General features: G+C 53.0%; 23 protein-coding genes. 3 read left to right on the plus strand and 20 right to left on the minus strand.

Annotated elements, in window-relative coordinates:
• The first annotated feature begins 260 nt into the window (after positions 1-260).
• Complete coding sequence (locus JWJ90_RS00380; RefSeq protein WP_205225198.1) at positions 261-1,439, plus strand: aminotransferase-like domain-containing protein; 1,179 nt, start codon at positions 261-263, stop codon at positions 1,437-1,439.
• A 10-nt stretch (positions 1,440-1,449) separates the two neighbouring features.
• Positions 1,450-1,713 carry a hypothetical protein gene (locus tag JWJ90_RS00385; RefSeq protein ID WP_205225199.1) on the plus strand — a complete coding sequence of 88 codons (264 nt, stop codon included), beginning with the start codon at positions 1,450-1,452 and terminating at the stop codon, positions 1,711-1,713.
• 73 nt (positions 1,714-1,786) lie between these two features.
• Here the strand turns inward: JWJ90_RS00385 and JWJ90_RS00390 are convergent, their stop codons facing one another.
• The 4 genes from JWJ90_RS00390 to JWJ90_RS00405 form a co-directional block, all read right to left on the minus strand.
• A complete protein-coding gene (locus tag JWJ90_RS00390; protein WP_205225200.1) occupies positions 1,787-2,740 on the minus strand; it encodes a DnaJ C-terminal domain-containing protein in 954 nt (317 codons plus the stop codon).
• Positions 2,741-2,889: 149 nt separating this feature from the next.
• The gene (locus JWJ90_RS00395; RefSeq protein WP_205225201.1) at positions 2,890-4,086 is read right to left on the minus strand and encodes a D-alanyl-D-alanine carboxypeptidase/D-alanyl-D-alanine-endopeptidase; all 1,197 of its coding nucleotides are present in this window, start codon (positions 4,084-4,086) and stop codon (positions 2,890-2,892) included.
• Positions 4,087-4,120: 34 nt separating this feature from the next.
• Entirely contained in the window at positions 4,121-5,464 is a 1,344-nt protein-coding gene (locus JWJ90_RS00400) for a TrpB-like pyridoxal phosphate-dependent enzyme (RefSeq protein ID WP_205225202.1), read from the minus strand.
• 155 nt (positions 5,465-5,619) lie between these two features.
• Complete coding sequence (locus tag JWJ90_RS00405; protein WP_205225203.1) at positions 5,620-8,166, minus strand: TIGR03960 family B12-binding radical SAM protein; 2,547 nt, start codon at positions 8,164-8,166, stop codon at positions 5,620-5,622.
• A gap of 348 nt (positions 8,167-8,514) precedes the next feature.
• On the opposite strand from JWJ90_RS00405, the gene JWJ90_RS00410 reads away from it, so the two are divergent.
• Positions 8,515-9,729, plus strand: coding sequence for an AMIN domain-containing protein (locus JWJ90_RS00410; protein WP_205225204.1), 1,215 nt, complete (start codon positions 8,515-8,517; stop codon positions 9,727-9,729).
• Between the two features lie 2 nt (positions 9,730-9,731).
• Here JWJ90_RS00410 and JWJ90_RS00415 read toward each other — a convergent pair whose 3' ends face one another.
• The 16 genes from JWJ90_RS00415 to ileS all read right to left on the minus strand — a co-directional run bounded on the left by JWJ90_RS00415 (position 9,732) and on the right by ileS (position 23,999).
• Entirely contained in the window at positions 9,732-10,541 is an 810-nt protein-coding gene (locus JWJ90_RS00415) for a hypothetical protein (RefSeq protein WP_205225205.1), read from the minus strand.
• Positions 10,542-10,552: 11 nt separating this feature from the next.
• A complete protein-coding gene (locus tag JWJ90_RS00420) occupies positions 10,553-12,292 on the minus strand; it encodes a tetratricopeptide repeat protein (RefSeq protein ID WP_205225206.1) in 1,740 nt (579 codons plus the stop codon).
• A complete protein-coding gene (tmk, locus tag JWJ90_RS00425) occupies positions 12,286-12,900 on the minus strand; it encodes a dTMP kinase (protein ID WP_205225207.1) in 615 nt (204 codons plus the stop codon). The genes JWJ90_RS00420 and tmk overlap by 7 nt, the downstream gene beginning before the upstream one ends.
• Positions 12,897-13,916 (minus strand): 4-hydroxythreonine-4-phosphate dehydrogenase PdxA, encoded by a 1,020-nt coding sequence (pdxA, locus tag JWJ90_RS00430; RefSeq protein WP_240194684.1) that lies wholly within the window; start codon positions 13,914-13,916, stop codon positions 12,897-12,899. The genes tmk and pdxA overlap by 4 nt, the downstream gene beginning before the upstream one ends.
• Before the next feature lie 11 nt (positions 13,917-13,927).
• Positions 13,928-14,332, minus strand: coding sequence for a YraN family protein (locus tag JWJ90_RS00435; RefSeq protein ID WP_205225208.1), 405 nt, complete (start codon positions 14,330-14,332; stop codon positions 13,928-13,930).
• A 31-nt stretch (positions 14,333-14,363) separates the two neighbouring features.
• Positions 14,364-15,068 (minus strand): ribonuclease HII, encoded by a 705-nt coding sequence (locus JWJ90_RS00440; protein ID WP_205225209.1) that lies wholly within the window; start codon positions 15,066-15,068, stop codon positions 14,364-14,366.
• Positions 15,069-15,215: 147 nt separating this feature from the next.
• Positions 15,216-15,563, minus strand: coding sequence for a 50S ribosomal protein L19 (gene rplS, locus JWJ90_RS00445; protein ID WP_205225210.1), 348 nt, complete (start codon positions 15,561-15,563; stop codon positions 15,216-15,218).
• A 130-nt stretch (positions 15,564-15,693) separates the two neighbouring features.
• Complete coding sequence (locus JWJ90_RS00450; RefSeq protein ID WP_205225211.1) at positions 15,694-16,272, minus strand: RNA methyltransferase; 579 nt, start codon at positions 16,270-16,272, stop codon at positions 15,694-15,696.
• On the minus strand, positions 16,262-17,044 hold the full coding sequence (gene trmD, locus JWJ90_RS00455; RefSeq protein ID WP_205225212.1) for a tRNA (guanosine(37)-N1)-methyltransferase TrmD: 783 nt from the start codon (positions 17,042-17,044) through the stop codon (positions 16,262-16,264). The genes JWJ90_RS00450 and trmD overlap by 11 nt, the downstream gene beginning before the upstream one ends.
• 17 nt (positions 17,045-17,061) lie before the next feature.
• The gene (gene rimM / locus JWJ90_RS00460) at positions 17,062-17,601 is read right to left on the minus strand and encodes a ribosome maturation factor RimM (RefSeq protein WP_205225213.1); all 540 of its coding nucleotides are present in this window, start codon (positions 17,599-17,601) and stop codon (positions 17,062-17,064) included.
• Positions 17,601-17,831, minus strand: coding sequence for a KH domain-containing protein (locus tag JWJ90_RS00465; RefSeq protein WP_205225214.1), 231 nt, complete (start codon positions 17,829-17,831; stop codon positions 17,601-17,603). The genes rimM and JWJ90_RS00465 overlap by 1 nt, the downstream gene beginning before the upstream one ends.
• Complete coding sequence (gene rpsP, locus JWJ90_RS00470; RefSeq protein ID WP_205225215.1) at positions 17,832-18,086, minus strand: 30S ribosomal protein S16; 255 nt, start codon at positions 18,084-18,086, stop codon at positions 17,832-17,834.
• Positions 18,087-18,229: 143 nt separating this feature from the next.
• Positions 18,230-19,579, minus strand: coding sequence for a signal recognition particle protein (gene ffh / locus JWJ90_RS00475; protein ID WP_205225216.1), 1,350 nt, complete (start codon positions 19,577-19,579; stop codon positions 18,230-18,232).
• Positions 19,580-19,722: 143 nt separating this feature from the next.
• Complete coding sequence (fabD, locus tag JWJ90_RS00480; protein ID WP_205225217.1) at positions 19,723-20,673, minus strand: ACP S-malonyltransferase; 951 nt, start codon at positions 20,671-20,673, stop codon at positions 19,723-19,725.
• A gap of 18 nt (positions 20,674-20,691) precedes the next feature.
• Positions 20,692-21,174, minus strand: coding sequence for a signal peptidase II (gene lspA / locus JWJ90_RS00485; protein ID WP_205225218.1), 483 nt, complete (start codon positions 21,172-21,174; stop codon positions 20,692-20,694).
• A 17-nt stretch (positions 21,175-21,191) separates the two neighbouring features.
• Positions 21,192-23,999 (minus strand): isoleucine--tRNA ligase, encoded by a 2,808-nt coding sequence (gene ileS / locus JWJ90_RS00490; protein ID WP_205225219.1) that lies wholly within the window; start codon positions 23,997-23,999, stop codon positions 21,192-21,194.
• Positions 24,000-24,001: the final 2 nt, after the last annotated feature.

The following is a 24,001-nucleotide window of genomic DNA, read 5'->3' on the forward strand; positions in this document are numbered from 1 at the left end:
TGCATTCTTAAATCTAACGGATTCAGATACACGCTTTAGTGAGGGGAGAGGCACTGACCTCGTGCCTGCCCCCTTTCCATCCTCTACACTGTCTGCGTGCCAATCAATAGCGATGCTCTTGCCAAAATTGAGGGAACCGTCTATCCTAACCAGTCAACATTTATCTGAAAGACCCCACACCTTATTTTTGAAGGCGCTCGGTTTTTCTTTTCCCATCTCATTTATTTTCTTGCCCGGAACAACCGAGCGGTGAGGCTGTCATGGAAAACGCATTCTCTGATCGCATCAACGATGTCCCCAAATCCTTTATTCGGGAAATCCTCAAAGTCACCATTGACGCTTCGATCATCTCCTTTGCCGGTGGCCTGCCGAACCGTGCATTTTTTCCGGTCAAAGCGCTGCAAAAGGCATCCAACGCTGTGTTTGAACAAGCTGGGGCCGAAGTCTTGCAATACGCCAACTCTGAGGGTTATATCGGTCTGCGTGAACAAATCAGTGAGCGCTACAGAAAACGAGACGGCCTGGATATAGCCCCAGAAGATATCCTCATCACCACCGGATCGCAGCAAGGGCTAGACCTTTTAGGCAAGACCTTTCTCAACGAGGGGGACGACCTGATCATTGAAGAGCCGGGTTATCTGGGCGCCATTCAGGCATTTGCCCTCTATCGGCCTCGGTTCCATCCCGTTCCGGTTGGTGAAGGTGGAATGGATACCGAGAAATTGAGCCTGGTGTTGCAGGAACGCTCCCCTAAACTGCTCTATACCGTCACCAACTTCCAGAACCCAAGCGGCATCAGCTACTCCAATGAAAATCGCAAGGCGGTTGCCGATCTGGTGCAAGGGAGCTCTTGTATTATCATCCAGGATGACCCTTACGGTGCGCTCCGTTTTTCTGGCGAGCCCAAGATCAGCTTCAAGCAACTCGCCCCAGACAACACAGTCCTGCTCGGCTCCTTTTCCAAAACCGTGGCCCCTGCCCTGCGTCTTGGCTGGCTGGTTGCCCCACCAGGGATAATGGACAAGCTCATCATTGCCAAACAGGCTGCAGATCTCCATTCCGATTACCTGGCCCAGCGGATCCTGCACCGCTATCTGGCTGATAACGACATAGATGCCCATGTGGCCACGATTGTCGCCCAGTATGGAAAACAGAAAGAAGCCATGATCGGTGCGATTAACGATTTTTTCCCCGCTGGCATTCAATGCACCAATCCCGAGGGAGGCATGTTTCTCTGGATAACCCTGCCCGAGACCATGTCTTCCATGGCCCTCTTTGAAGCCGCCATTCAAAAGAAGGTTGCCTTTGTTCCCGGCACGCCCTTTTATGTTGACCGCAAGGATAGCAATACCCTGCGACTCAATTTTTCATGTTCTGATGAACCAACCATTGTTGAAGGGATTAAACGACTTGCTGAATCAATTCGTGAACTTTCCTAAGGAGGCACAAATGACACGAAAAAAACTATTGCTAGGATGTATCCTCAGTTCATTCTGTCTGAGTATTCTGCTGCTGGGTTGCTCTCCAGAAAAGAAAGAAGAGGTGGAGAAAAAAGAAACGCTCCAGCAGGAGCTTGGTCAGAAGGCTGCTGAGGAGATACAAAAGCCGCTGGAACACGCACAGCAGGCGGCAGAACTGCAGGAATCCGCCGACAAGCAGATTCAAGAAGTGGAGAAAAAGACGCGCCCCAAAATGGATCTTGAAGGCTGCTGATTTTCTCATCAAAAAAAGGCCTGGCAGAAGATGCATCTTCTGCCAGGCCTTTTTTATTCCACATTGAGGAAACTTACAGGTCAAGCTCGGCCAGAGCCTGAATGGCCTCTTCCTGTTCGGGGGTGAGCGTCTTGGGAATACGAATTGCGATCTTCACCAGCAGATCCCCTCGGGTACCGATGGGACCAACCGGAAGGCCATGCCCCTTGATGCGCAGCTTGGCTTCCTGCTGCACACCTGCGGGGACCTTGACATTGAATTTTTTCCCTTCCAGGGTGGCCACCTCGATACTGGTTCCCAGGCAGGCCTGACTAAAGGGAATACGATGCTCGACCAGCAGGTCGTCATCCTGCCGTTGAAAAACAGGGTGTTCTGCCACCTGTACCTTAAGATAGAGATCACCAGGAGCACCACCGGTCTGCGAAGGAGCCCCCTTACCGCTTAAGCGAAGGCGCTTGCCATCCTCGATGCCTTTGGGTACTTTGACGGAAACGTTCTGGTTCTGGCCGCCCTGATGACGCAGGCTGATGATCTTCTCCGTGCCGTTTAAGACATCCTCAAGGCTTACCTGAAGCTCATACGTCAGGTCTTCACCACGGGTCGGTTGCGGGCCGCACCCACCGCCACCGCAGCCGCCACGCATACCACCGCCGCTAAAAATGTTTTCAAAAGGTGAGCCGCCTCCTGCCGATCGAAAGTTGCTAGTGCGAAACCCGCCACCGCCTGGACGAAAGCCCCCGCCAAAACCAAACTGGCGCAGAATATCGTTGAGATCAAAGTTGCGAAAAATATCTTCCTGGGAATAGCGCTGCTTAAAGCCGGTGGAGCCAAAGGTATCATACTGCTGACGTTTTTCCGGATCAGAGAGCACGGCGTACGCCTCACTGATTTCCTTGAACTTCTCCTCGGCCACTTTATCATCAGGGTTTTTATCGGGATGATACTTGAGGGCTAACTTTCGATAAGCTTTCTTAATTTCCTCGGCACTGGCGGTTTTCGCCACACCAAGACTTTGGTAATAATCCATAACGCTGTGAACTGGAAATTAATTATTGATAGAGGGCTCGTTTGTCTACACTGATGCAACTATAAGACCAAAGTCAATAAAGTCTATTGGCCCGCGTCTCCAATCTCATCTTTTTGCAAAAATATTGGGACAAAGGAGTGCTTCCCCCCTTACTGAACCTGCGTCTTCAGCTGCGCCAAAACCTGGTACCTGGTATTGACCTTCTGGTTGAGTAAAATGACAAACGCTTTATTCCCTGGCAGGTAGCCGGCCAGGTTGTAGACACCGCTCATTGTCCCCGTTTTCAGGGCGACTCCCCTCTCCTTTTTGAGCAAATCCTTATGAGCCTGAAACGTATGCAGCAGTTGAAGCATGGCTCTGGCGCTGGCCCTGTTTTCCCGTGAAAGCCCTGCGCCATCGACCAGCACTATGCCGGTGGCAAATTCGCCAAGCTGCCTCTGCAGCACCTGCTCTGCAGCAAACCGAGCCTTTGCCCATGTTGCCGGATAGCCATGACTCGCCGCCCCTGCCTGCAAAAAGATAAGATTGGCCATGAAATTGGAGGAGTAGCGTAAGGTTGAACGACAGAGTTCACTGAGTGTCTTACGGCTCAAATGCCGGTAGAAAAGCGGTTCACTCCCGTTCACCTGCTTACGCCCACCATACCCTGTTACAGCGATGCCAACCTTACGCAGTGAGGCTGCAAACAGCTCTGCCGCGTACCTTGCCATCTTCTCTTGGGGGTCTCCCCCCTGAGCACAGATATTGACGCGATAGGTACCGGAGACGTAGCCGGGGGCTGTCATGCGCATCAGGGGCAGGGTTGGAGTCTGCTCCTCTGCACTCACAACACGATTGCCCTTTTTGCTGAAATGGAGGGTATTGAAGTTGACAGCGACCGCCCCCACGTGAGCATCGTAGGGATTATCGCTTTTTCCCTGTCCTGGCGGGGCGTGTTCCAACGCAAAGGCAGAATCATCGATATAGATTGTGCCAATACTCCTCAGTCCTCGCTGATAGAGCTTTATTGCCAACAGCGCGATCTCTTCTGAAACCAGGCTTGGATCGCCAAAACCTTTGATAAAAAGATTATTTTTATCGTCGAGATAGAGTTCTGTCGCAAAACGGTAGTCTGGTCCGAGAAGATCTATCGCAACAGAAACGGTGGCTATCTTGAGGACGCTGGCAGGAACCAGAGTACGATCAAGATTGCAGCCTGCGCGTATCTGTCCGCCTGCGTCGGCAACACCGTAGGCAGATGAAGGATGGAGTCCAGAAAAAGACCGGCAGGTCGCACAACCAACCTGCCGGTCAAAAAGGCTCATCAGGGCGACAAGGACGAGGAGCCCCAACCTCAGGGGGCGCATCAATCCTTTCCTCCCTGGCTGCACAACGGAAAGATCAACCAACCTTGGGCAGACGGGCCAGGGAAGCCTCGATCTGATCTTTGGGGTAGGAATAATCGCTGAGTTTTCCGCTGAAATAGTTGTCGTAGGAAGCCATATCAATCAAGCCATGACCGGAGAAGTTGAAGAGAATGGTCTTGGGTTCGTTGGGATCTTTCATGGCCTCGATGATGGCACCGCGGATGGCGTGGGTAGTCTCCGGAGCGGGAATGATACCTTCGGTTTTGGCAAAGAGCACGCCTGCTTCGAAACACTCCATCTGATGAACGGATTTGGGGGTGACAATCCCATCACGCACCAAAGCAGAAACAATCGGGGCCATGCCGTGATAACGCAGGCCACCTGCATGAATGCCCGGAGGAACAAAATCATGCCCCAGGGTGTACATGTAGAGAAGCGGTGTCATCATGGCCACGTCACCTGCGTCATAGGCCAGGCGCCCGCCGGTCATAGTCGGGCAGGAGGCGGGCTCATAGCCGACAAACTCGATCTTCTTGCCGTTGCGGTAATCAGCAACAAAGGGAGCGAGCAGACCGGCAAAGTTGGAACCACCACCACAGCAGCCCACAATGACATCCGGGTAGTCGCCAATGATCTCCATCTGTTTTTTGGCCTCAAGCCCGATGATGGACTGATGCAAAACAACATGGTTCAGGACCGAGCCCAACGCGTAGTTGGTATCTTCACGGGAGTTGGCGTCTTCCAAGGCCTCGGAAATAGCAATACCAAGGGCGCCGGGGGTATCGGGAAACTCGGCGCGAATGCGGCGACCGGTTTCGGTCAGCTCGCTGGGGCTGGCGACAACATTGCCGCCAAAGGTCTGAATAATGGACTTACGGTAGGGTTTCTGATCAAAGGAGACCCGAACCATATAGACCATACACTCCAGGCCGAATTTTGAGGTGGCCAGGGAAAGGGCTGATCCCCACTGTCCGGCACCGGTCTCGGTGGTCAGACGCTTGATACCGGCCTGTTTGTTGTAGTAGGCCTGGGGAACAGCGGAGTTGGGCTTATGACTGCCCACCGGGCTGCAGCCTTCATACTTAAAATAAATCTTGGCCTTGGTTCCCAGTGCCTCTTCCAGTTTGTTGGCACGAACCAGAGGAGCCGGACGCCATATTTTATAGACATCCATGACCTCCTGCGGAATATCGATCCACTGTTCCTGGGTCATCTCCTGCTCAAGCAGGGACATGGGGAACACAGCCCCCAATTTTTCCGGCCCAATAGGCTGCAGGGTTTCCGGATCAAGCGGCGGTTGCAGACCATTGGGAATGTCCGGAACGACATTATACCAACGAGTCGGCATCTCATCTTCACGCAGGACGATCTTTTTCATGGTTTTTCCTCTCTTTTCGTTGAGTTACAAAAAATAACAACAGTCATTATTGTCTTTTCATGAAACTGGCGAACACTCTCTTTGGCATGCCTGAAAAAGACAGGGACGTCTTTGGCAGCTCGATTGGCAGTATCTACAGTAATCCGATAAAATTCTCAAGACAGGGATGGGCTTTCATGGACCTCTGTTTTAACAATGGATGCCTGAAGCGCTTCACGATTGTCCACCCCCAGTACCTGCTCAAGGATCTCTCTGGGGTTGGTCCCCGGTTTCCCCTGCTCACCGCGTAAATCAAGCTCAATCCCCTCTTCACTCACACGCAAGGTACTCACCAGAGCACGCAGATCGATTTCCTGACGACGTTTCTTACGAAATCGCTCAATGACAAAGTGCTCCTGTTCCAGAAACGCGACGCTTCGTTGCTGCAGCTCGGCCTGCTCCGGTCCCCCATGGAGGTTGATCTTGTACTGGGTGATAAAGGCGGTCTGCGATTTTTTTGGTGCTGGCGTAAGGGCATGAACCCGTATAAAGCCTGGAAGTTCATCATTCAGACGCTCTATCGCCGCAGATATAGAGGAGAGCGGCTGGGCCAGATCCACATCAAAAGACTCGACCAGGCTTTCCACACCAACCGGCAGGGCCTGAGAAAAGGAGACCTTGGGTGAGGGATTAAAACCACTGGAAAACAGGACCGGTAATCCGGCACGCTGCAACACCCGAAAAATAAGCTGCAACATCTCCAGATGCCCGAAAAAACGGCTGTCGCCCACACGGGAATAATGGACCCGATACTTATGGTGTTGTTGCTGCTCTTTATCCCGGCTCCAGGATGATCGTTTGTTCCGTGGCTTTATCTGGGCCTCATTATGGACCACGGGCCGAATCTGCTTGAAATCACACAGGCCGCAGCCCTGACAGCCATGATTACGGCAATCCGGGGTGTAGCGACGGTCAAAGGCATTGTTGAGCTCCTGCTCCAGGAAGTTGCGATCAACCCCACTTTGCAGATGATCCCAGGGCAGGATTTCATGCATTTCCCGCTTACGTAGATACGACTCAAGATCGAGCCCACAGCTCTCTCCCGCCCGTAACCAACGCTCCAGGTCAAAATGCTCGGACCAACTGTCAAGCCGGGCCCCATCATTCCAGGCTGCTTCAAGCAGGTAGGAGAGCCGTCGATCTCCACGGGAAAAGACACCTTCCAGAAAAGACTGTTCAGGATCGTGCCATTTGAGTTTAAAACCGCCCCGTGGCAACAGACTCTTGAGCTGACGAATGCGCTCCCGCGAGGCTTCAAGGCCGATCTGGGGCTCCCACTGAAACGGAGTGTGCGGTTTGGGGATGAAGGTGGAAACCCCCAGATTGATCTGGATCGGTTTTCCCTTCCCCTGCTGTTTCATCTGCGACCGGGCCTTTTTGGCCAGGGCAATAATGCCTTCGATATCTTCATCGGTTTCCGTGGGCAGGCCGATCATAAAATAGAGCTTGATCAGTTTCCAGCCCAGTGAAAAGGCATCATGACAGGTGGCCAGCAGATCCTCTTCGGTGATGCCTTTGTTAATCACCTCTCGCAATCGATCCGTTCCTGCTTCCGGGGCAATGGTGAATCCGGTTTTTCTGACACGACGGATCTCTTCCATGATCTCAGGCGTCAAAGTTCCGACACGCATGGAGGGCATAGAGACAGACACATACTCCTCGGCAAACCGATCCATGAGAGAGCCCATGAGCGGCCCCAGGCAGGAAAAATCACCCGTGGAGAGGCTCAACAGGGCCAGCTCCTCGAAGCCGGAGCTTTCAATACCGGCGTTGGCAAGCTCCATAATCTCTTCCTGGGTACGTTCCCGTACCGGTCGGTAGGTGATACCAGCCTGGCAAAAACGGCAGCCGCGGGTGCAGCCACGGGCGATCTCCACGCCCAAGCGATCATGCACGGTCTTAACCACAGGAACCAACGGATTATGGAGGTAAGGCGCGCGGCTAAGCTGGGGCAGTACACGCTTTTTGACCACCGAATACTCGGGAGAGAGCGGATCGATAGCCAACAAGCGATCTTGATCGTAGCGAGGGACAAAAAAAGAAGGTACATAGATGCCCGGGACCTCTGCCAACTGCTCCAGAATCGTCTGCCGGGGTGTGCCCTCTTGTTTCGCCAGAAGGAGCAGTTCAGCCAATTCGACAATGATCTCCTCTCCGTCGCCCAAAACAATGGCGTCAAAAAAATCCGCCACAGGCTCGGGGTTGAGGGCGCAGGCTCCACCGGCCAGGACCAGTGGGTGCGTGTCATCCCGATGTTCGGCGCGTGCGGGGATACCGGCAAGATTGAAGGCTGTGAGTATGTTGGTGTAACAAAGCTCATAGGGGAGCGTAATACCCAGCATATCGTACGCGGCCACCGGCACCTTGGCTTCCAGGGAAAAGAGCGGCAGGCCGGCGCGCAACATCTCCTCCTCCATATCCACATCCGGGACATAACTGCGGTGGGCAATAAACCGGGGATCAGAGTTTAAAATATGATAGAGAATCTGCAGCCCCTGATGGGACATGCCGATTTCATACAAGTCGGGAAACAACAGGCAGCAGTTGAGATGAGCATCATCTGGCATGGTGTCAACAGCATGCAACTCGCCGCCAACATACTGACCCGGTTTGCGGACCAACGGTAAAATTTTCCCTATATCTAGGGGACGGGCATCTCTCATCGGGACCTACGTGAAAAGAAAAAATAAAAAAAGGTAGCGTAATTCAAAAAAACAATTTGAATAAAAACAACGCTTCCTGGTGTAATTTGAACAAAGTGAGGCAAAAGCTGTCCACCTCGCGCAATAAATCTCGCTGATTCGGCGCAACTTTTGCAGAAATGTATATAGCAGTGGTCGTCCAGCTGTTCGACCTCTTGATTTCGTCGTTATGCACTGACGAACGAATTCTTCTCTCCAATGTCGTGCAAAGCTCGAATCAAAAAAACATACCTGAATCCGTGAGCAGTCATCTGCACGCCGTCACGGATTCAGGACATATTCAAAAAATTCGTATTTGTGGAAAGACGCATGAACACCAAGATTTTCTCACATCTTTCACGGTCTTTACTGATCCTGCTCTGTCTGTTCAGCCTGGCCCTTGCGGCAGAGGCTCCTCGCCTCCAGCAGATCAGCCACGCCGTCCTCTCGCCTTCAAGTGAGCAGGTCGTGCTGAAGCTTAACGGCTCCTATAGTCCAAAAGCCTTCACTTTAAAAGGCCAATCACCACGCTTGGTCCTTGATTTTACCGATATGACCCAGGCGCTGCGAGTCAAAAACCTGATGCAGTTGACAGGGCCTTTTCTGAAATCGATTCGGGTGGGTATGCACACTGGCGATGCGCCGAAAACACGGGTGGTTTTTGATCTGAAAACACTTGATGGCCTGAGCTACAGCCAAAGCTTCAATGCGGCTGACTCTTCATTAACCGTCCGCTTTACTTCGAAAAAACCATCAGTTTCTTCTGCAACGCCTCCCTCGGAGACAAAAACAGGAGAAAAACCTGAAAAACCGATCAAAAAACCCGGTGTCCGCCCAAGCATCGCTCAAAAAAAGACAGCACAGGCACCAGCTGTGCAAATGCCTGCCGCTTCCCCCTCCTCCCAGACAAAGCCTGCAGCTTCAACCTCAAAAGACAGCACTACTCCTGTTCAGACTCCACCGGCTGAGGTAAAGGAGCCCAAGCCGAAGGCAGCTTCGCCGTCAGAACCAGTACAAAAGGCTGCGCCTGCCCAGAAAAAAAAGGTGCAGCCCCCCACTGCTCCTCAAAAAAAGCCGAGCACTCAAGAAGCCCAACAGAAGGTACAAGAGCCCAAGAAACAAAAAGCAGAGACCCAAAAAACAAAACAGGAGCCTCAGCCTGCTGCTGTCAAACAGCAAAAGCCCAAGTCCCCTGCAGCTCCGCCCAAACCCGAACTCCTCTCCATCAACTTTGATCCCGCCTCTCCCAAGGGGGAGATGGTCATGTTTAAACTCAATGGCTTTTACCCACCTTCAGTGCATGGAGTCGAAGAGGGGATTCCCCGGGTGATCTGTGATTTCAACAAGACCACCCTCACCGCCGAGACCAAAAAACGCGTTGTTACCGATGGGAAATACGTCAAGGCGCTGCGCATCAGTACCACCAAAAAACCGGAGAAGGTTCGTGTGGTGATTGACCTGGAACCCAACCACAGCTACGACCTGCAGCAGGTCTTTTTCAAAGACGACAATCTCTTTGTGATTATCGTCAACACCATCAAATAGTACTACTCAACTTCTTTCACACTGTAGTGCGGGGGCAAGCTCAGGCGAAACGCGCTTGTCCCCCGTACGGAAAAGCCGTAGAGCTTTTCCAGGGAGAGTTCCACCTCGCCAGTCACCGCCTCACCGCTCACCTTCACCAGTCCGGGCCACTGCAGCCCCTCCTCTCCGGGTCGCGGTGAACCAACCTGCCCGCTGTAGTCGAGATCAAGCAGATCATCATCTTCTTCGTCGAAAAGCAGATGGCGCTGCAACCTGCCCGTTTGAGCTCCCAAAAGCAGATAATGGGTCAGCCCTTGCTGATCTTGGAAGCGATACCAGTACCCCTTTCCCTGTGCATCCAGAAAAGGTTCAACCCGGCCGATCCACTCCGGCTCAACCAAACCTCCCAGATAAGCAAAGAGGTCTTGCGGCTGAATGGATGCGGGGACATACTCATGCCAGAGAGCGGAGTCGGTATTACCGGTGTATGCTTCAGCCTTGCGGTTATCGACCAAGGTAAATCGCCTGCCATCGGAAACCAGTAACACAAGAGCCCTGCCCAGCGGATCATTGGCGGCAAAGCGCAGCATGGCCGGTTGCTGCAGTAAAAGCACCGCATCAACGCCGCCCTGACTGCCCAGCACCTTCCAGCGCAGTCGGTAATCTGCATCGAGAGCCTTCGGCCTGGGGTGCTGAAGAAAAGAGGACCAACGCTCTAAAGCCTGAACCGACTCAGGCGATGAGAGTTGAGTCGTCTGCGGGATCTTGCTCACGCAGCCAGCCAGCAGCAGCCCACAGAGTGCGGTGAATATCCATCCATTATTGCGCAACATCGCTGGAGCCTTCACTTCTGAAGTGTTTTAATTTTATTCCGGAGTCGTTCTTTTTCCAGCGGATCATCTTCTTTAGTGTACAAAAGTGCATCGGAGTACGCCTTTAAGGCATCTTGCTCCTGCCCGCCTTCCTGGTAGACATCGCCGAGATGTTCGTATATAGGTGCATCTTCCGGCGCAAGAACAATCGCTTTTTTTAGGGCTGCTATAGCTTTGTCAAACTCGCCTAAGCGATAATAGACCCAACCAAGAGAATCGTGAATAAATCCGTTTTCCGGATTAAGCTCAACGGCCCGAAGAATATAGGCCAAGGCTTTTTCCAGGTTGAGATTGGCTTCGGCCCAACTGTACCCTATAAAGTTGAGGGCGGCAGCATGATCGGGATTGAGCTTGAGCACCTCATGCATGACCTTCATTGCCAGCTCATGATTCCCTTCATTCTCCAGCAAGAGACCATATTCATAGCGCAGACTCTCGTCACGAGGATATGCCTTTATTCCCTGCCTGAGCACCTTTTTACTCAGCTCATCACGCTCCTCAAATTGGTAGAGAGCAGCAAGCATGATATAAAGATCACTGCTGTGCAGGGTATCCCGCTCTATTTCTTTTTGCAGAAGTCGCCTGACCTTTCCCAGCTTATCCTGTTCTCTGAGAATTCGAATCTGAAGAAAAAATCCATCCTCATACTCGTCGTCTTCGGGCTTGATGCGACGCAGGTGCAACAAGGCCGTATCCAATCGCCCCTGTTGCACCTGCAATAGAGCGAGGAAGTAGCGAGCCTCAGAGAGTTCTTCCCGGCGCAAGGCTCTCTTGAGAAAGAGGATCGCTTTTTCATATCTTTTCTGCTTGGCATACAGGCGGGCGATGGTAATCTCAACACGTTGCGGCTCTTTGGCAATAGCCCGCAGGCGATACAGCACTGCAAATGCATTGGCTTCCTGTTTTTGGTGCAGATAAATCTGGACCAAGGCAAGGTATGCAGAAGAGTTCTGCGGAGCCCTCCGGATGAGTTCTTTATAAATCCTGGCTGCCTCTTTATAGCGTTCGCCCCTGACCAGAGTCTGGCCAAGCTCTGTCTGCAGCTCAACAGACCAGTTTCGTGCCAGTGCCTTGCTATAATGGCGCACCGCGTCATCAATCTTTTTCTGCGCCTGATACATACGTGCGGTCAGGATGTGGGCAAGGTAGGAGTCAGGCTCGTGTTCAAAAATACGCTCTAACAGTGGCTGAGCAGCCTCCGGATTGCCTGCACTGATGTACATCTCGGAAAGCAACAGTAAAATGGCCGCATCATCAGGGTTCTGGCTGCTGACGATCTCGTACTGGCGCATGGCCTCGGCCGTCTTTCCCTGCCGCTGCAGCACCTTGGCATAGAGCATGCGCATTCCGGTTTTATCGGCATGACTTTCAAGGTACTGGGCCAACCAAGTACAGGCCTCACTGGTTCGCTCTAAACGCAGCAGAAGAATGGGGATTTTTTCACTGATGGTATCGGCTTGATCATCACAGACCAGGGCCTTCTGGTAATAGTCCAGTGCCTCTTCAAAGCGGAGCAGGAGTTCCGCATGTCGGGCCCAAAGAAAATTAAAGCTTGCACAGCGCCGGTCGACGGTGCTGTCAGCAGAGGCCAGTGAAGAAGCCTTTGGTTCTTCTGGCTGAGGAGTAGGGCCGGCACATCCTGCAACAAGGATAAACAGGCAGCCGATAAAGAACCGGTTGCACATGTTGGTACCTGGGGCCAGGATCAACATGCACCTCCATGCTCAGCAAGCAATGGGGAGATGGCCTCGCGAATTTCCATCTGCACCTGCTCTATGGATTTTGCTGCAGGAATCCGGACGATACAATCCTGAGAGAAGGAGGCAAACAGATTCGCAACCTTCTCCAACTGATCGAGCTGCTCAAAATCATTGAGTTCTTCACCACGTCTTCCCTGAATGCGCTGAACACTCTCTGCCGGGGTCTGGGTCAACAGGAGGACTCTGTCAGGTTCCGGTGCAAAGGCGTGACGCCTGAATATCGCCTGCGCATCAAGTCCGGCTGCCCCTTGATAAGCAGCCGTGGAAAAATAATACCGATCAGTGAGGACAATCTGTCCAGCTTGAAGGGCAGGTTCGATGCAATTTTGAATATGCTCTTTTCGATCTTGAATAAAAAGCTCCAATTCCTCTTCAAGGCTTACCTGACCGCGATCTGTATAGAGTGCACGAATTCGCCTCCCATACTCTCCTTCGGTGGGTTCCCGGGTCTCTACCACTGTATGCCCCAGGGAACGAAGATAGGCGGCAAGCAGGGGCAGCTGCGTTGACTTGCCGGTACCGTCTATTCCCTCAAAAGCAATCAATACCCCACGTTTCATGGCTGCCTCCAGCAAAGACGATTGGCAACAATAGAATGGGCCATGCTCAGTGCGGCTTGCAGGCTGCTGGGATCGGCCTGATTGGTCCCGGCAATATCATAGGCCGTCCCATGATCGACAGAGGTACGCACAATGGGAAGCCCAAGGGTCACATTAACGCCATCCTCAAAATGCAGCAGCTTAAAGGGGATCAATCCCTGATCGTGATACATGCAGATGACCGCATCATACTGACCGCTGGCTGCCTTGTGAAAGAGTGTATCCGGAGGCCAGGGACCACTGAGTTCTGCCTCGATGTTGGCATGGTCCATGGCAGGTTGAATGATCCGGATCTCTTCATCGCCAAAGAGACCTTCTTCACCTGCATGGGGGTTCAACGCGGCGACGGCAATGCGAGGCCTGGCCAAACCGAAATCTCTTTGCAGGGAATGACAGGTCGTCTCGAGGCAGTCGATGATCTCCTTCTGGTTCAGCAGACCGCTCACCTGATTAAGCGCCACATGAATCGTCACCAAAACGACCCGCAATTTCGGCCCGGCCATCATCATACGCACCGTAGAACTCTTGGTGAGCGCAGCCAGCATCTCTGTGTGGCCCGGGTAGGTATAGCCTGCATCCTGCAAACTTTTTTTACTGATCGGGCAGGTCGTCAAACCGGAGCAGGCCCCCTGCAAAATCAGTTCTACTGCCTTCTCTATATAGCCCCCCATGGCCCTACCGGTGGCAAGGGTTGGTCGGCCCCAGACAATGGGCAACTCAAATGGTTCGCCAACCTGCAGCACCGGCATGGTGCCTGGCGTCAGAGGCTCACCTGGATTCCAGGGAACCATGGGAAGTGACAGCCCAAGCAGCGCGGCGGCCTGTTGCAGCGTCCCAAGATCACCTAGAACAACACTGTCCGCCACAGCATCGGGAGCACTTGCAAAAAGACGGCAGAGTATCTCCGGGCCTATACCGGCCGGGCATCCCATGCTAATGGCCACAGGAGATTGATGAGGTGTATTGGTTTCGTGCATGCTGCTCCTCCTCAGAGGCAAAAATCAAAAGCGTTTTCTATATGTTCGATACGGGCTTCCTGCTGCAATATTCCACGCCCCTCTGCAGGGTACACGGCAATCACATCAAAACGGGCACTGCAGTCTCCACAGTTGTGCGACTGGAGGTAGGCCAGGGCGACCTTGCAAATACGTTGTTGCTTGCGCCAGTCGACCGCTTCAAGGGCCGAGCCGTAGTCTTGCCTGGTTCGATATTTTACCTCAATGAAAACCAGGAGCTCGTCGATTTGGGCGATAATATCGATTTCACCGTATCGTTTTCGATAGTTCGTCGTGATAATGGTATACCCGGAGCGGGTCAGGTACTGCAAGGCCTGGCTCTCCCCCCACTGCCCTGCTTTCAGGGAACCGCCCTGTGCTTTTTTGTTCCAGAACATGCCACCTCAAAGAAAAGGGTGTCTTGAATGTTTACCAGAGCCCTTTTTGATCTGGCGGAGACACAGGCTCTTTTTCAACCAACTCGGCAACTCCGCGAAAAGTGCGCCGGTGCAGCTCACAGGGGCCGTGGAGTTGAAGGGCTTCTCGGTGGGCCTTGGTCGGGTAGCCCTGGTGCCGGTTAAAACCGTAGACCGGATACAGTTCATGTGCCTTCTGCATCAGTCTATCACGGGTGACCTTGGCGACAATGGAGGCTGCGGCAATCGAGCTGCTTTTTGACTCCCCCTTAACCAGAGGCAGCTGAGTCAGTGGCAGCGGTACCTTGAATTTTCCGTCAACGAGCAAGAAATCAGGGGGCTGGACTGTTCCGTTGGCCTGACAGTCGTCCACAGCCCTTCGCATGGCAAGCAGCGATGCCTGTAAAATGTTAAGGCTTTCTATTTCCCGTGCATCAGCGATGCCTATCCCTACGCAGGCAGGGCTGGCCATGAGCTCTGCAAAGAGCAGTTCACGCCTGCGAGCCGTCAGGGTCTTGGAGTCGAAAAAAATGGTTGTGTCCTGGGATGGAGCCAAAACTACACAACCAGCGACCACGGGGCCTGCCAAAGGTCCGCGCCCGGCCTCATCCACTCCGGCAACCCGGGCAAAGCCCTGGGCTAAGAGAGCCCTTTCCAGAGCAAAGGTATCGGGCAGGTTTTGTGGGTCAGGAAGTACATTCAAGACATCTTGATTCATAGAACTGTCTTGTGCAAGTGAAGAAGTGGTACAGGAAGGTATCCGCAAATAAAAACAGGCATCCCCCATCTTGGCGATGTGCGGATGCCTGTTGAAAAAAAGAGATGGTTGCCGGAAGCATGGGCTTCCGAGTCACCGCATGCTCTCTTAGATGATACCACGCTCACGAATACGTGCAGCTTTACCACGACGGGAGCGCAGATAGTAGAGACGGGAGCGACGAACGCGGCCACGAGTAACCACTTCCACCTTCTCCAGGCGCGGTGAATGAAGCGCGAAAGTTTTTTCGACACCAACACCATGGGAAATTTTACGAACAGTAAAGGTGGCATTCATGGCACCGCGTTTTCTCTTGATAACCACGCCCTGGAAAATCTGAACACGCTCTTTACTGCCCTCAACGATACGAATATGAACCTTTACGGTGTCACCGGCACGAAAGTCCGGCATGTCAAAACGCATCTGCTCCAAATCAATCTTATCTATAATATTCATCGCCATCTCCATAAATTTACGACCGGGGATCATTCGACAGCCCTGCCGATGGATGCCTCCAAATCATCCCAAAATATATCGGACTCAATCAACTTATATTGTTCACAGACTGGCAAGAATGCCAGGCTGTTTAGTTCTGTTCCTCTTCCCAATCATCAGGCCGCCCGAGCAACCGATCCAGCATAATCGAAGCTGCGGAGCGAACCGAGAGATGATTAAAGGGTGTTGGCCCCTGTAGGGGTGGCAAAACACCATCGACCATCTCCATAACATCGGGACTCAGTCCCCATGCGGTACCAAACAGGAGCATCACCGGTTTCTCTGCACCGATCATGGCCCGTATTGCTGCAAACGATCGTGTATTGCTCTGCCTTTTTGCGCAGGTCGCAAGCACACACGGCCGCTCACCGTAATTTGTTGTCGCCTCAGCTATTGCTTCTTCAATAGAAGCGCGGATGCGAATAATGGACAGAGCGTTCTGCCTATCCGGGTTGACCGTGGCACCATGCCCATTTTGCCAGTGGCCGACGATCTGGGCTGCCAGCTCCTGCTGCTCCTTGAACGGAGTCACCACCCAGTAGGTGTTCACTCCGTAGGTCCGCCCGGCGCGAGCGATATCGTGCAAATCGAGATTTGTCACTGCGGACCCGATGGTCTCACCAATACGGTTGACCACAGGGTGATGCACCAGTGCCACATCAACCTTCATGGCTTTTCTCCTGTGCAAGCGTCCTGATTGCTGTATCCACCTGGTCAAGCACTCCTGCCTGACGAAGTGTTTTGCGCTCTGCAGGGGTAAATCGCATCCCAGCAAGGAGATCGGGCCGTCGTTGCAGCGTCAGAACCACCGATTCCACCAGACGATGCCGGGCAACGGCTGCGTGGTCACCGGAGAGAAGAACCTCTGGGACGGCCATGTTTTCAAAAACACGCGGTCTGGTATACTGTCGATGTTTCAACAGCCCGCAGCTGAAGCTGTCATTGGTCGCCGACTCCCCGCAGCCAAGGACTCCTGGAAGCAGGCGAATAACGGCATCAAGCACGACAAGTGCGGCCAACTCACCACCTGTGAGGACATAATCTCCGATGGAGATTTCCTCGTCCACGTACTGCTGACGAAAGCGCTCATCCACACCTTCGTACCGACCACAGACAAGAATCAACTGCTCATGGCTGGCAAGCCGCTCCGCCATTTTCTGGTCAAATTGTTCGCCGACGGGACTCAGGAGAATAACTCGCGAGTCAGCCCCTTCTTTTCTGGCTGCGTGAAGACAACGGCTCAGGGGCTCCGGTTTCATCACCATGCCTTCGCCACCGCCAAAGGGGCGATCATCGGTCATGGAGTGACGATCCGTGGCATATTCCCGAATGTTATGTACTCCGATCTCGATCTTCCCGTCCAGGAGGGCACGACGAACGATCCCCTCCTGGAGGGGGGAGACAAAAAACTCAGGAAAAATAGTTAAACAATCAATGAACATCAGAGGGTAATCAGTCCTTACCCGTTGATCTCTAACAGCCCTTCGGGCAAATCGAGAACCACAGCCTGTTCGTCAATTGAGCGAATAAACGGTTTGACGATCGGAATCAGGTACTCTTTTTTCGCCTGGCGAATAACAAGCAGGTCCTGTCCGCTGGTGCTCAGCAAACGTGCCGCTCTGCCCAGGTCCTGCCCATCCACTGTACGGATATCTTTGCCGATCAGGGTGTGCAGGTAAAATTCATCCGCCTCAAGTGGCGGGAGTTTGTCGCTTGTCACCCAGATCTGACTCCCTGCCAGTTGTTCTGCACGATTGCGATCTTGACATTCCTCAAGGCGCAGTATGACCTGGGTTCCACTGACACGAGCCTGTCTGGCCGTGCACAGTCTTTTCTCTCCCCGCTCTTCTTGGGAGAGATACAACTTTGTATAACGACAAAAAGTATCGGGCTGGTCTGAGTATGGCCGAACCTTAAGTTCCCCTTTGATCCCATGGGGGCGGGTAACCGTCCCCACAAGCACAAAGTGGCCTTCAGCAATGCTGCTCTCTTCGGCCACTACTCAACAATTTCCAGCCGGGTGCGTTTGCCTTCGCCAGGGACTGCCGCAGCCAGAACAGCACGCATTGCCCGCGCCGTCCTGCCCTGCTTGCCGATGACCTTACCGAGATCTTCCTGGGCAACCCGCAACTCAAGGGTGATGGTTTCATCATCCTCTTGTTGGCTGACCTCAATCTTTTCAGGCTGATCGACCAGTTTACCGGCGATGAACTCGATCAACGCTTTCATTTACGCAGCAGCTTCAGCTCCTGCCTGTTTTTTAATCAGGCTGGCAACAGTCGTTGACGGAACGGCCCCTTTGGAGATCCATCCCTGCAGTTTTTCGCTGTCGATATCAACAGTGGCCGGCTCGCTCATCGGGTTGTAGGTGCCAACGATGTCGAGGAATTTACCATCACGCGGTGCTTCACTGTCAGCAACGACTATACGATAAAACGGTTGTTTTTTCCGACCCTTTCTAGTCAAACGAATACGAACTGCCATTGTTTCTTATCCTCCGGTGGATATTTGCTCCCGCAGTGAAAACTGGTGAGCCTCATTGAGTTTATTGCGGTAATGAGTAACTGAATTCGCGATGCGATAGAGAGATAAAGCGTATGCAGATTTCTCTTTCACGGCTTCAGATATTATCGAACGAGCCCCTTGGGGAGCTTACGGCGTTTTCCGCCGCGCATGACGCCTTTCCCTTTCAGGTTTTTCATCATCTTCAGCATCATGGTGTAGCTTTTCAAAACACGATTGACCTCAGAGACTGAGGTACCAGAACCTTTAGCGATACGCTGCCGCCGACTCGCATCAATGATGCGGTGATTACGCCGCTCTTTGAGGGTCATCGAGCGGATAATCGCCTCGGTTTTGGCGAGCTCCTTCTCATCGGGTTTGGGTGCATCCTTGAGCTGCTTGAGTTTGTTCATCCCGGGGATCATCCCCATGATCTGCTCAAGGCTGCCCATCTTTTTGATCTGCTGAATCTGATCAAGAAAATCCTCGAGAGAGAAGGTGTTTTTCTGGAGTTTCTTGGCCAGTTTATCCGCCTTCTTCTTATCGACGACAGACTCTGCCTTTTCAATAAGCGAGAGAACATCGCCCATACCGAGGATGCGGGAAGCGGCACGGTCGGGATGGAAAACCTCCAAGGCATCAACCGACTCACCGATACCGACAAACTTGATCGGCTTGCCAGTGACTTTTTTCACCGACAGGGCGGCACCACCACGGGCATCACCCTCCATCTTGGTGAGGACGACACCGGTGATTTCAAGATCAGCATTAAAACGATCAGCAACGGTAACCGCGTCCTGACCGGTCATGGCATCGGCAACAAAGAGAACCTCGGTCAGGGCAACCGCCCGAGATATCTGCTGCAGCTCTTCCATAAGAGCGTCATCAACGTGGAGACGACCGGCTGTATCCAGAATAACCGTGTCGTATTCACTGTTGCGGGCCTCGGCTAAAGCCTGGCGGGCAATATCAACCGGTTTTTGCTCGGTGGTCGAGTCAAAGACAGGCACCCCAACCTGCTCGCCAAGAACATGCAACTGCTCAATAGCCGCCGGACGATAGACGTCAGCCGGAACAAGGTAGGGCTTGCGCCCCTTTGCTTTCAGTTGACGGGCTAGTTTTGCAGCGGTGGTGGTTTTACCCGAGCCCTGCAGGCCGGCCAGCATAATGGTCACAGGCTGCTGCCCATCGAGTTGAATAGGCTGCGCTGTGCTTCCGAGCAGCTCGACCAACTCGTCATGGACGATTTTAACCACCTGCTGTCCTGGTGAAAGACTGGTAAGGACCTCTCGTCCGACAGCCTTCTCGGTTACAGTGGCAATGAACTCTTTGACGACACCAAAGTTTACGTCCGCCTCGAGCAACGCTCGTCGCACCTCACCCATGGCTTCCTGAATGTTTTCTTCAGTGAGCCTGCCGTGGCCGCGTAATTTTTTAAACGCGCTTTCTAGGCGGTCGGTTAAATTTTCAAACATGTTATTTTAGGTGCTAAATGGACTGTATCCTCAGATGAACGCACAAAAGAGTCCATCTCCGATTTTGCATGCGGAAAATTGCGATTAATACCCGACATGCCCTGACTTGTCAAGCGAGAAGAAAAACATGGTGGTGCGGGCGGTTATTCGCCAGCCAACACCTCCGCTACCTTGGCGAGCCCCTCCGGACTGTCCGCCTGCAGGCAGGTGATCCCTGCCCCCTTAGGAAGGATTTTCTTCATCATTCCAGTAAGTACGTTTTTGGGACCAAGCTCAACAAAGACCTCAACCCCTTCTTTGACCATCTGTTCAATGGAAGGCAGCCAGCAGACCGTCGAGGCGATCTGGCGTGCCATGATGGATTTAATTGCCACCGGATCTGTTTCTTTTTCTCCGGTCACATTAAAGAGCACGGGGACCTTGGGAGCAGTGAAGGTGATATTTTCCATAAAAGCGGCAAAGTCATCCACAGCACCGGCAACCAGGGGGCTGTGATTGGCCACACTGACCTTGAGCGGAATGACCTTGGCCCCCTTTTCAGAGCAGAGTGCGCCCACACCTTTGAGCCCCTCATCATCGCCGGAAAGAACGATCTGTGCGCCGGTATTGTGGTTGGCCACAACGGCTATACCCCCGCCATCGTATCCCTGTAAAATCTCCTGAACCTCGTGAATATCCAGGCCAAGAACCGCCCGCATCCCCCCGGGGTTGGCCGCCCCCTCACGCTCCATCAGCTCACCACGTTTGGTGACCAGAGCCAGGGTATCTTCAAGGCTCAATACACCGGAACCATAGAGGGCGGAATACTCGCCCAGGGAATGACCGGCAAAAAAAGCCGGCGACAAGTCCGGAACCAGTTTCAACAGTTGCTGATAACAGATGAGATTGACCACCGTTAACGCCGGTTGCAGGTAAAGTACGCGGGTCAGATCTTTGAGAGGACCTTCAAAGCTGAGTTTTTTCAAGGGAAAGCCGGATATCTTTTCAGCCAGATCCATGATCGCTGCCGCGTCCTGATCCTGCTCGATAAACTGCTGCCCCATACCAATAAACTGGGACCCCTGTCCCGGAAAAAGAATTGCTGTTTTTTTCATGTCAAACTACTGGAAAAATTAAGACTGTTCTGATGCTTCGCGATCAAACAGTAGATTATAGAAGATAAAAAGCGTCACGCCGACGGTGATCGCGGAATCGGCGATATTAAAAGTCGGCCAATGGTGGGAACCGATGTAGACATCAAGAAAATCAATCACAAAACCAAAGCGGATGCGATCAATCATATTGCCGATGGCCCCTCCCGCGATCAGGGAAAGAGCCATGGTGTAGTAGAGGCTGCGACGGCCGTAGCTGCGATGGGCTATTCCGATTAAAACCAGAGCCACGCTTGCCGTGCAGAGAAAGAAAACCTGCCGCCACAGTGCCGGTTGGCCAGCAAGCATGCTGAATGCGGCACCGTTGTTGGTGATATAGGTCAGGTTAAAGAAATGGGGAATGACCACACGGCTCTCGTGAAGCAAAAAGTGGTGCATAACCCAGAATTTACTGGCCTGATCGAGACAGATAACAACCAGGATAACAGAAAAGAAGCTCAGCATCGATCAAGCCTATATTCTTATGCTGTAAGTTGCCGCACAACCTGGGAACAACGGGCGCAGAGAGTCGGATGCTCCTGGTCTTCGCCCACGGTGGTGGAGATGGTCCAGCAGCGCTCACATTTGTTGCCGGGAGCAGGTGCCACGGCGATCTCTACACCAGGGATGGTTTCATCAACGACGAAAGACAGCCCCGAACTCTCCCCGGCATCAAGCCGCAGTGAAGAAACAATACAGAGTTCCTGTAACTGCTCCAAGCGGCCCTCAAGAAAGGTTTTCCACTCATCACTGAGCTTCAGGGTCACCTCGGCATCCAGGCCAAGGCCAATAACCTTGTCTCGACGTGCCGCTTCCAGCACACGTGTAATACCACTACGCAGGTTGAGCAGCTTGTTCCACTGCTCATCAAAGGCGTCATCCTTTGCCACATCATCGACTGCTGCAAAGCTGGCAAAGAAGATTGATTGCTCAAGCGGTGCATTCTGCGCCAGGCCATGCAAATGCTCCCATGCCTCGGCCGTGGTAAAACAGAGGATGGGCGACATCAGACGCAGAAGTCCGTCAAGAATGCGGTAAATAACCGTTTGAGCCGCACGTCGTTCAGGCCCTGCCGGCAGGGAGCAGTAGAGCCGATCTTTGAGCACATCCATATAAATAGAGGAGACGGTAGTGCCGCAGAAGTTATGCAGTGCATGGTAAATGGCATGGAACTCATAGCGCTCATAGGCAAGAGTTACACGGCGACTCACCTGGGCAAACTTGCTCAAAGCCCAGCGATCGATTTCCTGCAGGGCTTCCGGACCGACACTATCGGTCTCCGGATTGAAATCGTAGAGGTTGGAGAGCAGGAAGCGCAGGGTGTTGCGCATCTTACGGTAGGCATCGGAGACATGCTTGAGAATCTCATCGGAGACCTTGACATCATCCTGATAGTTTTCACTGGAAACCCAGAGGCGCAGAACCTCCGCCCCGTACTTATCTATAACCTCCTGGGGAGCAACCACGTTGCCCACGGACTTGGACATCTTTTTGCCTTGACCGTCGACCACGTAGCCATGGGTCAGCACACCTTTATACGGCGCCCTTCCACGAGTGCCCACGGAGGTGAGCAGTGAAGACTGAAACCAACCACGATGCTGGTCCGAGCCTTCCAGATAGAGATCGGCCGGAGAATAGAGTTCGTCGCGCTCTTCAAGAACAGCCGCATGGCTGGTGCCGGAGTCGAACCAGACATCAAGGATGTCGGATTCTTTCTGGAAATTTTTACTGCCACAGCTGCAGCTCACCTCTTCGGGGATAAAGTCACTGACCTCATATTTAAACCAGGCGTCTGCTCCTTCTTTGGCAAAGAGGGTATCGATTTTCTCACAGACCGATTCGTTTTTGAGGATCTCGCCACAGTCCTTACATGTAAAGACGGTGACAGGCACACCCCAGGAACGTTGACGGGAGAGGCACCAGTCAGGTCGGGCTTCAACCATGCCGTAAATCCGCTGTTGTCCCCAGGCAGGCGTCCAGCTGACCTCGTTAATGGCTGCCAGCGCTTTTTGACGCAGCTCAAGGTTTTCCATGGCGATAAACCACTGGGCAGTGGCCCGGTACATGACCGGCTCCTTACAGCGCCAGCAGTGCGGATAGCTGTGATTGATGGCCAGTTCTTTCACCAGGGAGCCTTCGGCAGCCATGTCAGCGATGATCTTCTTGTTGACATCAGGCACCTGTTCGCCCGCGTAACGTCCGGCTTCTTTGGTATACTGACCCGCATCATCCACAGGGGAGAGAATTTCCAGCCCATAGCGCAGACCGGTCTGATAATCATCGGCACCATGGCCGGGTGCGGTATGGACACAACCCGTACCGGACTCTGCGGTGACATAATCAGCAAGCACCATGAGCGAATCACGCTCCATGAAGGGGTGGCGGCAGTACTTGCCTTCAAGGCCACTGGCTGAAAAGGTGGTGAGGATAGAGTAGTCAGTGATCTCGAAGAGCTGCATACAACTCTCGACCAGTTCTTTGGCTAAAATCCAGATCTCGCCCTGCACGGAAACAGCCGCATACTCGAAGTCAGGATGAAAGGCCACGGCCAGGTTGGCCGGCAGGGTCCAGGGGGTGGTGGTCCAGATGAGCACCTTCACCTCTTTGCCGGCAAGCTCGGGAGCAACTGGGCCCAGATCGTCGACAACCGGGAACTTCACGTAGATAGAGGGAGAGGTATGATCTGCGTAATCAACCTCGGCCTCGGCCAGGGCAGTCCCACAGGTGGCACACCAGTAGACCGGCTTTTTGGAACGGATGACCGCACCGGACAACAGGAATTTATTGAACTCCCGAGCAATGGCTGCCTCGTAGGGGAAGTTCATGGTCAGGTAAGGGGCATCCCAATCGCCGATCACCCCCAAACGTTTGAACTGCTCTCGCTGGGTCTTGATCCATTTTTCTGCATATTTGCGACAGGCGTTGCGTTTGCCCAGAATGGAAATGGACTGTTTTTTCTGACCAAGCTCCAGGTCGACGTTATGCTCAATGGGCAGACCATGGCAATCCCAGCCCGGAATGTACGGTGCATTAAAGCCGGCCAGGCGCTTGGAGCGCAGGATGATATCCTTGAGTACCTTGTTGAATGCGGTACCTAGATGAATATTACCGTTGGCATAGGGAGGGCCGTCATGCAGGATAAACTGGGGACGGTCGGCTGCCGCCTGCTGAATCTTGTGGTAAAGCTTCTCCTTTTCCCACTGCTTGAGCACCATAGGCTCCCGCTGGGTCAGATTTGCTTTCATTTTAAATTTGGTTTTCGGCAGGTTCAGTGTTTCCCTGTAATCCATTG

The sequence above is a fragment of the Desulfobulbus rhabdoformis genome (assembly GCF_016919065.1).
GTDB classification, from domain to species: domain Bacteria; phylum Desulfobacterota; class Desulfobulbia; order Desulfobulbales; family Desulfobulbaceae; genus Desulfobulbus; species Desulfobulbus rhabdoformis.